General features: G+C 70.8%; 12 protein-coding genes and 1 pseudogene. 3 read left to right on the top strand and 10 right to left on the bottom strand.

What is annotated here, in order from left to right:
* The first annotated feature begins 11 nt into the window (after nt 1-11).
* Both dacB and AAEP80_RS15255 read left to right on the top strand, forming a co-directional pair.
* Nucleotides 12-1490 (top strand): D-alanyl-D-alanine carboxypeptidase/D-alanyl-D-alanine endopeptidase, encoded by a 1479-nt coding sequence (dacB, locus tag AAEP80_RS15260; RefSeq protein WP_420365016.1) that lies wholly within the window; start codon nt 12-14, stop codon nt 1488-1490.
* 23 nt (nt 1491-1513) lie between these two features.
* Entirely contained in the window at nt 1514-2134 is a 621-nt protein-coding gene (locus tag AAEP80_RS15255) for an isochorismatase family protein (protein WP_413601535.1), read from the top strand.
* A gap of 10 nt (nt 2135-2144) precedes the next feature.
* On the opposite strand, the gene AAEP80_RS15250 is transcribed toward AAEP80_RS15255, so the two are convergent.
* The 10 genes and pseudogenes from AAEP80_RS15250 to AAEP80_RS15205 form a co-directional block, all read right to left on the bottom strand.
* Nucleotides 2145-3992, bottom strand: a complete 1848-nt coding sequence (locus AAEP80_RS15250) for an ABC transporter ATP-binding protein (protein WP_420365015.1) — start codon at nt 3990-3992, stop codon at nt 2145-2147.
* Nucleotides 3993-3998: 6 nt separating this feature from the next.
* Nucleotides 3999-4214 carry a hypothetical protein gene (locus tag AAEP80_RS15245; RefSeq protein WP_123656074.1) on the bottom strand — a complete coding sequence of 72 codons (216 nt, stop codon included), beginning with the start codon at nt 4212-4214 and terminating at the stop codon, nt 3999-4001.
* Between the two features lie 538 nt (nt 4215-4752).
* Complete coding sequence (locus AAEP80_RS15240) at nt 4753-6192, bottom strand: MFS transporter (protein WP_420365014.1); 1440 nt, start codon at nt 6190-6192, stop codon at nt 4753-4755.
* 199 nt (nt 6193-6391) lie between these two features.
* Nucleotides 6392-7015 (bottom strand): annotated as a pseudogene (ribA, locus tag AAEP80_RS15235) (GTP cyclohydrolase II); the annotation flags it as partial.
* A 29-nt stretch (nt 7016-7044) separates the two neighbouring features.
* Nucleotides 7045-8103, bottom strand: coding sequence for a bifunctional diaminohydroxyphosphoribosylaminopyrimidine deaminase/5-amino-6-(5-phosphoribosylamino)uracil reductase RibD (gene ribD, locus AAEP80_RS15230; protein ID WP_420366879.1), 1059 nt, complete (start codon nt 8101-8103; stop codon nt 7045-7047).
* Nucleotides 8104-8178: 75 nt separating this feature from the next.
* Complete coding sequence (locus tag AAEP80_RS15225) at nt 8179-8751, bottom strand: GNAT family N-acetyltransferase (protein WP_413601538.1); 573 nt, start codon at nt 8749-8751, stop codon at nt 8179-8181.
* A gap of 2 nt (nt 8752-8753) precedes the next feature.
* The gene (gene trpS, locus AAEP80_RS15220; RefSeq protein WP_420365013.1) at nt 8754-9764 is read right to left on the bottom strand and encodes a tryptophan--tRNA ligase; all 1011 of its coding nucleotides are present in this window, start codon (nt 9762-9764) and stop codon (nt 8754-8756) included.
* A 36-nt stretch (nt 9765-9800) separates the two neighbouring features.
* Nucleotides 9801-10643 carry an exodeoxyribonuclease III gene (locus AAEP80_RS15215; RefSeq protein WP_420365012.1) on the bottom strand — a complete coding sequence of 281 codons (843 nt, stop codon included), beginning with the start codon at nt 10641-10643 and terminating at the stop codon, nt 9801-9803.
* A 114-nt stretch (nt 10644-10757) separates the two neighbouring features.
* On the bottom strand, nt 10758-11030 hold the full coding sequence (locus AAEP80_RS15210) for an HPr family phosphocarrier protein (protein ID WP_111106577.1): 273 nt from the start codon (nt 11028-11030) through the stop codon (nt 10758-10760).
* Between the two features lie 71 nt (nt 11031-11101).
* Entirely contained in the window at nt 11102-11872 is a 771-nt protein-coding gene (locus tag AAEP80_RS15205) for a DeoR/GlpR family DNA-binding transcription regulator (protein WP_420365011.1), read from the bottom strand.
* A gap of 308 nt (nt 11873-12180) precedes the next feature.
* On the opposite strand from AAEP80_RS15205, the gene ptsP reads away from it, so the two are divergent.
* Nucleotides 12181-13836: a phosphoenolpyruvate--protein phosphotransferase gene (ptsP, locus tag AAEP80_RS15200; RefSeq protein ID WP_413601540.1), complete on the top strand. Its 1656-nt coding sequence runs from the start codon at nt 12181-12183 to the stop codon at nt 13834-13836.
* Nucleotides 13837-13897 lie beyond the last annotated feature (61 nt).

Genomic DNA, 13897 nt, shown 5'->3' with positions numbered 1-13897 from the left:
GATCGGTCCCGATGTCCGAGCACGAGTCCGTCCCCGACCGCCTCCGCGGCGTGTTCACCGCGATCCGCGGGTCGATCGCGCAGAAGCCCCTGCCGTGGGCGATCGGTGGCCTCGCCGCCGTCCTGGTGCTCGGCTCCGGCGGTGCCGTCGCGGTCGCCGCGGCGACCGCCCCGACCGGATCGGCGTCCAGGGCGCCGTCGGCCGCGGGGACGACGAGCAGCACCGCGACGCCGACGGCGAGCACGACGCCGACCCCGACGGTGGCACCCCGCACGGTGCCGTCCGACGCCCCCGGGCCGTCAGCGCTCCGGACCTGCTCGATCGCCGGCCCGGCGTCCGCCGCCGGTCTCGGGAACTTCGAGGGCTACGTGATGAACGCCTCCACCGGGGAGATGCTCTTCTCCAAGAACGGCGACACCGCCGCGCAGACCGGGAGCGTCATGAAGACGCTCACGACCGCGACCGCGCTGGCGGTGCTCGGCGGCGACCACACGATCCCGACGACGGTCACCGACGAGGGCAGCGGCACGATCGCACTCGTCGGACACGGCGACGCGACGCTCTCGGCGGGCGGCGCGACGGTGTACCCGGGCGCCCCGACCCTGGCCCAGCTCGCGCAGCAGGTGAAGACGAAGCTCGGCGACACCGCGGTCTCGACGATCGTCACCGACGACACCTACTGGAACGACGCCGACGCCTGGGACCCGACGTGGCCCGTCAGCGAGCGGACGATCGGGTACCAGCCGGAGGTCACCGCGTTGATGGTCGACGGCGACCGCGCGAACCCCGCCGCCGCGACCTCGCCCCGCTCCGAGGACCCGGTCGGGCGTGCAGGTGCGGCGTTCCGGACGGCCCTGGCGAACGCCGGCGTCGTCGGTGCCGCGAACGCCCAGATCGTGAAGCGCGCGACCACCAGCCAGAGCACCATCGCGCAGGTGTCGTCGCAACCGGTGTCGACCCTCATCGGGCAGATGATCCCGAACTCGGACAACACCCTCGCCGAGATGCTCGCGCGGATCTCGTCGAAGGAGTCCGGTTCAGACGGGTCTGCGGCGTCACTGACCGGCGTCTACCAGAAGGCCCTCGCGTCGTACGGCGTCGACCCAGCCGGCATCGTCATCAAGGACGGCTCCGGCGAGAGCGCCTCGAACGCCGTCTCGCCGAACTTCGTGGCGCACCTGATGGTCCAGGTCGCGGCCGGGGCGAAGGGCCTCGGGACGCTCGCCCAGGCGCTGCCGGTGTCCGGCCAGTCGGGCACGTTGTCCAGCCGCTTCACGGGGGCGAACGCCGTCGCGCGCGGCAAGGTGCACGCCAAGACCGGGTGGATCGACAGCGCGAACACGCTCGGCGGGTACATCGACGCGGCCGACGGCACGAAGCTGACGTTCGCGTTCTACGCCATCGGGTCCTCCCGCGCGGCCGCGCTGCCCGCCCTCGACGCGGTCACCGCTGCCGCCTACTCCTGCGGGAACAAGCTCACCAACTCCTGATCGACGTGGTGTTGGATGGGCCCATGACCAGGGCTCTCCTCGTGGTGGACGTGCAGAACGACTTCACCGAGGGCGGCGCGCTCGGCGTCGTCGGCGGTGCGGAGGTCGCCACACGCATCACGGCGTTCCTCGGGCGGCACGCCGACGAGTACGACCTCATCGTCGGGTCGCGCGACTGGCACCACGGCGACGACGACAACGGCGGCCACTTCGCGGTGGGCGGCGAGCCCGACTTCGAGACGACCTGGCCGGTGCACTGCGTCGCCGGGACCCCCGGTGCCGACTACCACTCGGGACTCGACACCGCACCCATCGACGTCCACGTCGTGAAGGGGCAGGGGGCGCCCGCGTACTCAGCGTTCGAGGGCACGACCGAGTCCGGCGAGGACCTCGCCGACCTGCTCTTCGACCGCAAGGTGCACGCCATCGACATCGTCGGCATCGCGACCGACCACTGCGTCCGGGCCACCGCGCTCGACGGTGTCCACGCGGGCCTCGACGTCGGCGTCTACACCGACCTCGTCGTCGGCGTGGATCCGGCGCGCAGCGAGGCGGCGCTGGCCGAGATCGCTGCCGCCGGCGGCCATGTCGAACGCAGCGACATGGACGAGGGGCTCGCGAACCCCGGCGGCGCGCAGCTCTGAGCCGAGCGGGTCAGACCAGGAGCTGGTGCTTCGCCAGCTCGCGGTACAACGGCGTGGACTCGACCAGCTCCGAGTGCGTCCCGACGCCGACGACCCGTCCGTGCTCGAGCACGACGATGACGTCCGAGTCGACCACGGTGGACAGTCGGTGCGCGATGACGAGCAGCGTGCGGTCCTCGGCGACGGCGTCGATCGCCAGGCGCATCTTCTGCTCGTTCACGCCGTCGAGCGACGACGTGGACTCGTCGAGCAACAGGATCGGGGGAGCGGCGAGCAGCGCACGGGCGATCGCCAGACGCTGGCGCTCACCACCGGAGAGCATCACGCCGTCCTCGCCGACCTGCGCGTCGAGCCCGCGGGGGTCGCGGTGCAGCACGTCGCCGAGGTTGACGGCCTCGAGGACACGGACGCAGTCGTCCTCGCTGGCGTTCGGCGACCCGAGCAGCAGGTTCGCCCGGATGGTGCCGGCGAGCACGGGAGCGTCCTGTTCGACGTACCCGATCTGTGCGCGGAGTTCGTCGCGGTCGAGCCCGCGGACGTCGATCCCGCCGAGACGGATGACGCCGTCGGCCGGGTCGTAGAAGCGCTCGATCAGCGCCAGGGTCGTCGACTTCCCGGCGCCGGACGGGCCCACGAGGGCGACACGTGCGCCTCGTGGCACACGGAACGACACGTCGTGCAGCACCGCCTGCTCGTCGTCGCCGACGTCGCGGCGGCGATCCGGGCCTCCCGGCTGGCCGCTGGCGGCTTCTGCGCCGTCGGGACCGGACGCGTCCGCGGAGCGGGCGTACCGGAACGACACGTGCTCGAACGTGATGGCGTCGTCGGTCGCGATGGCGGCGGCGGGGTGCACGGCGGCGTCGTCCTGGTCCTCCGTCGGCAGGTGCAGGATCTCCTCGATCCGGCCGAGCGCGCCGAGTGCCTGCGCGACGGCGACCGCCGCACCCATCGCCTGGCCGAGCGGCATGATCATCATGAAGAGCAGCAGGATGAACGTGATCAGCGTGGCGATCGTGATCGTCCCCGCGGCGACCTGTGCGCCACCGACGCCGAGCACGGCGATGAACGCGACCTGCATCACGATGCTCGCGACGGGCACGACGAACGCGGACATCTTCGCGATGTCGAGGCCGCGCTTGTACGCCTCGGTCGCGTGGCCGTCGACCTCGCGGACCTCGCGCTCGGTGGCGCCGGCGGCGCGGATGGTCCGGACGGCGCCGATGCCGCGTTCGACCGCGGCGGTGAGGTCGCCGACCTTCTCCTGGGCGCGCTTCGACGCGATGCGGATGCGGCGGCTGAGCCCACCGACCACGACGATCGCGACGATGACGATCGCGACGGTGATGCCGAGCAGCAGCGGGTCGATGATCGCCATCGCGATGATCGCCCCGATGAAGGTCAGCATGCCGCCGATGGACTCGATGAGGCCCTGTGTGAGGACGGCTCGGAGCAGGGTCGTGTCGCTGCCGACGCGGGACACGAGGTCGCCGGTGCGCCGGGTGTCGAACTCGGAGATCGGCAGGTTGAGGATGCGGGCGATCAGCTTGCGACGCGTGGAGAGGACGACGCCTTCACCCGCGCGCTGCAGCAGGAAGTGCTGGACGCCGTTGAGCACACCAGCGACGATCACCAGCACGACGAGCGCCCACACGAGCATGCTCAGCGTGTTGCCGTGCTGGACCGCGGTGACGACCTGGTTCACGAGCAACGGCTGGGCGAGTGATGCTCCGGCGCCGAGGATGCTCAGCACGATGATCACGACCATCGCGGGCTTGTTCTCGAACAGGTAGGACAGCAGGCGGCCGAAGGTGGCGCGGGGTCCGTCGGTCTGCTTCGGGCGGGCGAAGGGGGAGCTCATCGATTCCTAGTTTCTGCCGTACTTCTTGTGCACTGCCTGACGGCTCACGCCGAGGAGCGTCGCGATCTCCTGCCACGAGGCTCCGGCGTTCCGCGCACGGCGAGCAGCGAGTTCCTCGGTGCGGTCGAGCTCTCGGCGGAGCTCGCGCACGCTGGCGAGGGCGGAGAACGGATCGTCTCCCGCTGCCCCCGCCGCGAGGTTCGTGATCGTCGGCCGGTCCATGCGTGTCAACCTACATTGACGCCCCGACACTTGTCAACCTGAGTTGACGCGCAGGGTGCGGTGTGGGGTGGGGTGGGTGCTCTGGGTGCTCTGGGTGCGCTGGGTGCTCTGGGTGCGCTGCTGGCTTCGGCGGACTGACGGGATCGACTCGGAACGACACGATCGCTGTCGTACGACATCGACTTTGTCGCTGCGACGCGTCTGCAACATCCCGCGCGCGCAAGGAACGACAGCACCGCTGTCGTACGACAGCGATGCTGTCGTTCGGGAGCGGGCCGGGCCGCGGCGGGTCGCGTCGGGGCGGAGCGGGGCGGCGGAGCGGGGCGAGCGGTGCGGCGGAGCGTGGCGAGTAGAGCGCGGCGGGGTGGTCGAATCGCGCGGAACAGGTGGAATCGCGCGTAGGTGGCCCGTTGTTCCGCGCACCGACGCGCGATTCGGCTTTCCATCGCCCGCGTTGTGGGTGGGAACGTGCGCGCAGACGGACGGGAGGCCCGGTGCCAGCTGGCACCGGGCCTCCCGTCTCGGACGATGGTCGGGTCTACGGCGCGAGGCTGCCGGACGTGTGCACGTGCCCGTCCGAGGCGGTCGGGTCGGCGTGGACGCGCGGTGCGTCCCCGTCGCCGAAGTCCCCGCCCTTCGTCTCGCGGATGAAGAGCAGCGCGACGAGGGTGACGACCGCGGCGATGGTCAGGTACAGCCCGACCAGGAAGATGTTGCCGTCGGGCTTCCACAGCGCGAGCGCGATCGTCGGTGCGAGCGACGCCCCGAGGATCGACGCGACGTTGTACGCGATCGCCGAACCCGTGTAGCGGACGTTCGTCGGGAACAGCTCGGGGAGCAGTGCGCCCATCGGGCCGAACGTCAGCCCCATCAGCGACAGACCGACGATGAGGAAGGTGACGACGGTGATCGGGCCGGTCGAGGCGGCGAACCAGAACTGGAACGTCAGGCCGAAGAGCGCGATGCCGATGGTGGTCGGGATGAGGGTCTTCCGACGGCCGAACCTGTCGGCGAGGAACCCGGCGATCGGCGTGAAGATGCCGAAGAACACCACGCCGATCATCAGCAGCGTCAGGAACTCGCCGCGCGAGTAGCCGAGGCCGACCTTCGGGACGAGTGCCGAGGCGGTCGATCCGGTGGTGCCGTAGGACAGCGTGAAGGTCGTCATGAAGTAGAAGAGCACGTAGGTGGCGACCATGCCGAGCGTGCCGACGATGAGTGCGCGCCACGAGGTGCGGAACACCCGGCCCAGCGGGACCTTCGCGACCGTGCCGGACTCCTGCACGCCGCGGAACACCGTCGACTCGACGAGTCGGAAGCGGACGTACAGCCCGACGAGCACCAGCACGGCCGACAGCAGGAACGGCAGCCGCCAGCCCCATGCCTGGAAGTCGGCGTTCGGGGTGCCGTCGGCGCCGGCGGGCATCGCGGCGTTGATCGCGATGAACAGGCCGTTCGCGAGCAGGAAGCCGATCGGGGCGCCGAGCTGCGGCATCGAGCCGAAGACGCCGCGCTTGCCCTTCGGGGCGTTCTCGGTCGCGAGCAGGGCCGCACCGGACCACTCGCCACCGAGGCCGACGCCCTGTGCGAAGCGCATCACGGCGAGGAGGACCGGTGCCCAGATGCCGATCGAGTCGAACGTCGGCAGGCAGCCGATCAGGAACGTCGCCGTGCCCATCACGAGCAGCGATGCGACGAGGGTGGTCTTCCGGCCGATGCGGTCACCGAAGTGGCCGAAGATGATCGAGCCGACGGGACGCGCGAAGAACGCGAGCGCGAACGTCACGAACGACGACAGCTGCGACGCGGTGGGGTCCTCGTTCGGGAAGAACAGGGTCGGGAAGACGAGGACCGCGGCGGTCGCGTAGACGTAGAAGTCGTAGAACTCGATGGACGTGCCGATGAGGCTCGCGACGACGACGCGGGAACGCGGGTTCGTGGCGGGTGCGGGTGCTGGTGCTGCCGATGTGGCGGACATGGGACGGTGTGGACTCCGAGCAGAGCGTCGTGCAGGCGACGCAGCGGTACCGGACTGCGGACACCGATCGGTTCGCGCAGGTGGCGCTGGTGTTCGACCGGGTGCGTTCGGTTGGTGGTGTACCGCTTGTGACGGGAGACCTCAGTGTACGACGGATGTCGGCAACCTGCGAATCCGCCGAGGAGCTGGTATCCCAGTGTCAGTTGTGCGCGCCGACCTGCAGGTGTCCGGGGAGTTCGTGGCCCATGCGGTCGCGCTTGGTGTCCAGGTACCCGGCGTTCTGCGCCGAGACGCCGACGACCAGGGGGACCAGCGTGTCGACCGTGATGCCGTGCTCTTCGAGCTGACGACGCTTCTCCGGGTTGTTCGACAGCAGCCGCACCCGGCCGATGCCGAGGTCGGTGAGGATGCCGGCGGCACCGCCGTACTCGCGGGAGTCCGCGGGGAGACCGAGCGCCAGGTTGGCGTCGAGCGTGTCGAGGCCGTCTTCCTGCAGTCGGTAGGCCTTCAGCTTGTTGACGAGTCCGATCCCGCGTCCTTCGTGGCCACGCAGGTAGACCACGACGCCGCCTTCCGTGGCGATCGTGTCGAGGGCGGCGTCGAGCTGCGGACCGCACTCGCACTTCAGCGAACCGAATGCCTCTCCGGTCAGGCACTCCGAGTGCACACGCACGAGCGCGCCGTCGGTCGGTGCGGAGCCGTCGGGCAGGGCACCGATGATCGCCACGTGCTCGGCACCGGTCACCAGGTCGCGGTACGCGCGCATCTCGAAGGTGCCGTGGCTGGTCGGGACGTTCGTGGACACCTCGAACTGGACCGGACTCCCGGGGGTGGGGGAGGTCAGCGCGTCGGTCATGGGGTACTCCGGTCGTTACGGGCCCCGTCGTTCGTGTGGTCGTCGTGGCGGTGTCGCTCAGGGTCGCGACCGGACGGACGTGCACGCACCAGCAGGTCAGGGCCGAGGCTGGTTGTCGATAGTACGTCCAACCGCAGACGTTCGTTCATGCTTCCCACACCGACGTCACCGAGCGCGACACGGGGGCCGCCGAGCAGGACCGGCGCGACGTAGACGAGGTACTCGTCGACGAGTCCGGCGGCGATGAACGCCGACGCGACGGTCGGGCCGCCCTCGACGAAGACCGTGCGGACACCACGGTCGCCGAGCGCGCGGAGCGCCGCATCGAGGTCGTGTCCTGGCAGCTGCACGAAGCCGCGGGGGTGGCGTCGGACGGCGGCGTCTGCGGGGACGGGGCGGTCGCCGAGGACGACCGCGAGGGGCTGGTCGGCGAGGAGTTCGCCGGCGTCGCCGCGTGCCGTCAGGGACGCGTCGTCGGCGAGCACGGTGCCCGTCCCGACGACGATCGCGTCGTGCGAGGCGCGCTGCTCGTGCACGTGCTGGCGAGCAGCCGCTCCCGTGATCCACTTGCTCGTGCCGTCGGCTGCTGCTGCCCGGCCGTCCAGACTCGACGCCCACTTCACGGTCACCCAGGGGCGTCCCCGGCGGACCGATGCGAGCCAGCGTTCGAGGAACGCGGAGGCCTCGTCCGCCAGGACACCCGACACGACGTCGACACCGGCGGCTCGCAGTCGGTCGGCACCGCCGTGCACGTCCGCACCTGGGTCGTCGATCGCGTACACGACACGCCCCACGCCGGCCTCGATCAGCGCCACGGAGCACGGGCCGGTCCGCCCGGTGTGGTCACACGGCTCGAGCGTCACGACGACGGTCGCCCCGCTGAGATGCTCGGGTCGGAGCTTCGCCATCGCGTCGACCTCGGCGTGCGGCGTCCCTGCGCCCTTGTGCCAGCCCTCCGCGAGCACCTCGCCGGAGGGGGAGAGCACGACGGCGCCCACCCGGGCGTGGTCGCCGAGAACGGGGCCGAGCGCTGCCAGTTCGAGCCCGCGGCGCATCGCCCGGACCTCGGCCGGCGATGCCGACGGGGCCGGGTCGGGAGTCGTCGGTGCGCTGCCGTCCACGGTCCGAGACTACCGGGCGGCCGCGAACGACTCGGCGGGCCAGGCGAGGTCGGACGCGGGCGTGCCGTCCGCGCGACGGAGCCCCTTCCAGGCCGAGGCGGGCGTGCCGTCCCGGTTCGGGATCACGGCGTCGCCGGTACCCGTGTACGAGAACCCGGCACGCCGTGCGACGCTCGCCGATGCCACGTTGCCCTCGTAGCACTCCCAGTACACGTCGGGGGCGCCTCGGTCGAACGCCCAGTCCACGACGAGCGTGACCGCTTCGTGTACGAGTCCGTGGCCGCGCGCGGACGGCGCGAGCCAGAACCCGAGGTCGCGGCGCTGGGTGCGGTACGAGATGACGCCGACGAGCCAGGTGGAGCCAGGCTGCCGGATCGCCCACGTGTACTCACGGTCGGACGCCCACCCCGGCCCCACGAGCGCGTCGACGAACGCGTTCGCGTCCTGCGGCCGGTACGGCGTGGGGATCGTCGTCCAGCGGATGACGTCCGGGTCCTGGCACGCCTCGGTGATCGCGACGGTGTCCGCCCGGGTGGGGAGGTCGAGCCGGACCCGCTCGGACGCCAGCGTGACGGGGAGCACGGTCAGCGCCGGACGCGCGGGACGAACCCGATGCGGTCGTACACGCGCGCCAGGGTCGCATCGGCGATGGACTCGGCACGCTCGGCGCCGACGGCGAGCAGGCGGTCGAGCTCCGCCGGGTCGTCGAGGAGCTCGAGCGTGCGGGCGCGCACCGGCTCGAGCTCGGCGACCACCGCATCCGCGACCTCGCCCTTCAGGTCGCCGTAGCCCCGTCCGGCGAACGACGACTCGAGATCGGCGACGGGAGTGCGCGTGAACGCCGACAGGATCGCGAGCAGGTTCGTGACACCGGGCTTGGCGGCACGGTCGGCCCGGATCTCGCGCTCGGTGTCGGTCACCGCGGACTTGATCTTCTTCGCCGTGCGCTTCGGGTCGTCGAGCAGGCGGATGAGCCCGTTGTCCGACGCGGCCGACTTGCTCATCTTGCTCGTCGGGTCCTGCAGGTCGTAGATGCGCGCGGACTCGGTGCCGATCTGCGCCTTCGGGACGACGAAGGTGTCGCCGAACCGCGAGTTGAACCGGTTCGCCAGGTCGCGGGTCAGTTCGACGTGCTGCCGCTGGTCGTCGCCGACCGGCACCACGGCGGTGTCGTAGAGCAGGATGTCCGCTGCCATCAGGACGGGGTAGGTGAAGAGCCCCACCGACGCTGCCTCGGTCCCCTGGCGCGCCGACTTGTCCTTGAACTGGGTCATGCGGCTCGCCTCACCGAAGCCCGTCAGGGTGTTCAGCACCCACGCGAGCTCGGCGTGCGCGGGCACGTGGGACTGCACGAAGAGGGTCGACTTCGACGGGTCGATGCCCGACGCGATGTACTGCGCAGCGGTGGCGCGGGTGCTCGCGCGGAGCTCGGCCGGGTCCTGCGGGCTCGTGATGGCGTGCATGTCGACGACGCAGTAGATCGCGTCGTGGTCGTCCTGCAGGTCCCTCCACTGCATGAGGGCGCCGATGTAGTTGCCGAGGTGCAGCGAGCCGGCGGACGGCTGGATGCCCGAGAAGATGCGGGTCGTGGTCATGGTGGTGTTCCTGTACTGCTGGGAGAGGGTGGGGAGTCAGAGCTCGTAGTCGACGACCACGGGGGCGTGGTCGGACCATCGCTGGTCGTACGCCGCGGCGCGGTCGACCGTGTAGGAGCTCACCTTCGCGGCGAGGTCGGGCGTGGCCATCTGGTAGTCGATGCGCCACCCGGTGTCGTTGTCGAAGGCCTGACCGCGCCAGGACCACCACGTGTACGGCCCGTCGACGTCGCCGGCCTGGTCACGACCCACGTCGACCCAGCCGAGGCCGGTGCCCGTCGACCCGTCGGCGCCCTCGACCTGCTCGCCGTCGGCACCGAAGAAGCGGCTGAAGTACGCGCGCTCCCTGGGCAGGAAGCCGGCGCGCTTGACGTTGCCCTTCCAGTTCTTGATGTCGCGCTCGTCGTGACCGACGTTGAGGTCACCGACGACGACCGCGAGCCGGTTGTGCTCGCGGAGTTCCGGCAGTCGCTCCGTCATCGCGTCGAGGAACTTCCACTTCTCGTCCTGCTTCTCGGTGCCGACCTCGCCCGAGTGCACGTACGTCGACACGACCGTCACGAGGGTGCCGTCGATCTCGTAGTCGGCTTCGAGCCAGCGACCGGCGGAGTCGAACTCCGACGGTCCGAGCTCGACGCGGTGGATGTGCGCTCGGTGCCGTGACGCGATCGCGACGCCAGCGCGGCCCTTCGCCGAGGCGGGGTCGTGCACGATGTCCCACCCGTCGCCGAGGAGCCCGGTGAGGTCGTCGGTCGACGCGCGGACTTCCTGCAGGGCGAGGACGTCGACGCCCCGCCCGTCGAGCCAGTCGCCCATGCCCTTGCGGAACGCGGCGCGGACGCCGTTCACGTTGACGGATGCGAGGCGCAGGCGTGTCATGCAGAACACCTTATCGGCGGCCGCCGACAGCCCTGGACGCGACCAGGAAAGACAGGAGGCACGGTGCCATCCGGCACCGTGCCTCCCGTCAGGACGTGGTCGCGACGCGCGCGATCAGGCCGCGTCGTGGTCCGTCTTCAGGAACTCGACCAGGCTGTCGGCAGTCGTCTCGGCGTCGTCGCCGGAGACGGTGAGCGTGACCTCGTCGCCGTTCTCGACGCCGAGCCCGAGGAGCCCGAGGATGCTGCCGGCGTTCGCGGACTTGTCACCCTTGGCGATCGTGACCTGGTGACCCGACGCGGTGACGGTCTGGACGAAGAGCGACGCGGGACGGGCGTGCAGACCGGATCCGCTGGCGACGGTGACGGTGCGGGTGGCTTCGGACATCGATGAACTCCTAGTCGATGGGTGGTGCGCTCATGGTAGCGAGCAGGGGGTGGACGGAACCGGGCGGGCGGTCAGGGACGGCCGGGCCAGAAGACCTCGGTGCCTGCTGCCTCGACCTCGCGGACGAGGTCCAGGTTGACGGCGGGGTCGGTGATGATCGTGTCGATCGCGGCCAGTGGGGCGACGCGACCGAACTCCTCCCGGCCGAACTTCGTGTGGTCGGCGAGCAGGATGCTCCGACGGGCCGACTTGATCATGGCGCTCTTCACGGCGGCCTCCGCCATGTTGTGCGTCGTGAGGCCACGCTCCGGGGTGATGCCGTTGATGCTGATGAAGGCGACGTCGACGCTCACCATGCCGATGAGCTGGTGTGTCCAGGTGCCGACCCCGGCCAGGGAGTCGCTGCGGATGTTGCCGCCGAGCAGGTGCAGGTCGATCCCCGGGCGGTTGGCGACGGCCATCGCGACGGGGAGCGAGTGCGTGACGACGGTCAGGCCGCGGTCGGTGGGGAGCATCTCGGCGAGGCAGATCGTGGACGTGCCGGCGTCGATCATGACCGAGCCGTTCTCCGGCAGTTCCTCGAGGGCGGCCTCGGCGATGACCATCTTCTCCGCCTGGTTGATGCCGCCACGATCGCCGACACCGGGGTGCAGCGTGATGCGCTCGACGGGGATCGCACCACCGTGGGCGCGGCGGACGAGGCCGCGACGCTCGAGCGACGTCAGGTCACGCCGGATCGTCTCCGGAGTGACCTCGAGCAGCTCGGCGAGGTCCTTGACGTCGACCCGGCCGTTGGCACGCGCCTGCTCGACGATGCGCTGGTGGCGCTCTGGTGCGTACATCGGACCTCGGTGTCTCGGGAGGGTGTCGGATGGAACGGTCCGGCCCCGAACGGATCGGAACGGGCACGGATGGCGGTGTTCGTCGGGATCGACGCCCGAACTGGGGGCGGCTCAGACCGAAACGGGCATCTGTTTGTGCATTTTTATCCCCGGATGTGTTTGTTTGTCAACGCGGATCGATGTAGTGTGCTGCCAAGCCGCACGGGCGTGGTCCGTTCGTGCCGCTGCGCACCGAACCACCAGGACCACCAGAACGACCTGAACCACCGGCCCCCACCGCAAGCGCGCGTGAGATGAAGGAGTCTCGAATGTCCGAACTGCTCGGAACCGGCGTCGGCCGCGGCGTTGCCCACGGCCCCGTGCTCCGGATGGCGGACCCGCTCGGCGAACCGTCGACCACCGCGCTCGAGGGCTCGGCGGACGACGCGAAGCAGGCGGTGCACGAAGCGCTCGCCGCGGTGGCGGAGGACCTCACGAAGCGCGGGCAGCTCGCCGGTGGCGACGCCCAGGCCGTGCTCGAGGCGCAGGCGCTCATGGCGCAGGACCCGACGCTCCTCGACGACGTGCACACCCGCATCGACGGCGGCACCAACGCCGAGCGTGCGGTGTTCGAGGCGTTCGGCCAGTTCCGCGACCTGCTCGTCTCGATGGGCGGCTACATGGGGGAGCGCGCGACGGACCTCGACGACGTCGCCCAGCGCATCATCGCCAAGCTCCGCGGCGTGCACGCACCCGGCGTCCCCGAGTCGGACACCCCCTTCGTGCTCGTCGCCCGCGACCTCGCCCCCGCCGACACCGCGCTCCTCGACCTCGACAAGGTCCTCGCCCTCGTCACGCGTGACGGCGGCCCGACCTCGCACACCGCGATCCTCGCCCGCGCCAAGGGCATCACCGCGATCGTCGGCGTGACCGGCGCCGACGACCTCGCCGACGGACAGACGGTCGTCGTCGACGCCGCTGCCGGCACCGTCGTCACCGAGCCGTCCGCCGAACTCGTCGCCGATGTCGAGCAGCGCATCGCAGACCGCCTCGCCGCTGCCGCAGCACCGCTCACCGCTGGTGCTCTCGCCGACGGCCACGTCGTGCCGCTCCTGGCCAACCTCGGGAGCCCTGCAGACGCCGCCGGCGCCGTCGCTCTCGGTGCGGAGGGCGTGGGGCTCTTCCGCACCGAGTTCCTCTTCCTCGACTCCCCGAAGGCCCCGACGGTCGACGAGCAGAAGGAGTCGTACAAGCAGCTCCTCGCCGCGTTCCCCGGCAAGAAGGTCGTCGTCCGCGCGCTCGACGCCGGCGCCGACAAGCCGCTGCCGTTCCTCACCGACAAGGACGAGGAGAACCCGGCACTCGGACGCCGCGGGCTCCGTGCGCTCCGGAACCACCCCGAGGTGCTCCGCGACCAGCTCACCGCGCTCGCGCAGGCCGACGCCGAGACCGAGGCCGACCTCTGGGTGATGGCCCCGATGGTCGCCGACGCCGAGGAGACCGAGTACTTCGTCGACCTGGCCCGTGAACTCGGGATCAGGACCGCCGGCGTGATGGCCGAGGTACCCTCGCTCGCGCTGATGGCCGAGCAGGTGTTCCAGTCGGCCGACTTCGTGTCGATCGGCACGAACGACCTGACCCAGTACACGATGGCGGCCGACCGCATGCTCGGCACCGTCGCGAGCTACCAGGACCCCTGGCACCCCGCCGTCCTCCGTCTCGTCGCGCAGCTCGGCACCGCCGGTGTCGGCGCGTCGAAGCCCGTCGGCATCTGCGGCGAGGCCGCCGCCGACCCGCTCCTCGCCGTCGTCCTCGTCGGACTCGGCGCAACCACCCTCTCCATGACCCCCGCAGCCCTCGCCGACGTGCGTGCCGAACTCGGCAAGCACACCCTCGACGAGGCCCGCGAGATGGCCCAGGCGGCACTCGCCGCGTCCACGGCGGCAGCAGCCAAGTCCGCCGCCGCGGCCGCGCACGCCGTCTGAGCCCACCCAGCACCACCCCCTCCCTGACACAGCAGCAGCACCACCACACAGAAAGTCACCG

Source organism: Curtobacterium sp. L3-7 (genome assembly GCF_048756585.1).
Taxonomy (GTDB): Bacteria; Actinomycetota; Actinomycetes; order Actinomycetales; family Microbacteriaceae; genus Curtobacterium.
The sequence above is the reverse complement of the archived record's forward strand: the minus strand, read 5'-3'. Positions and strand labels throughout refer to the sequence as shown.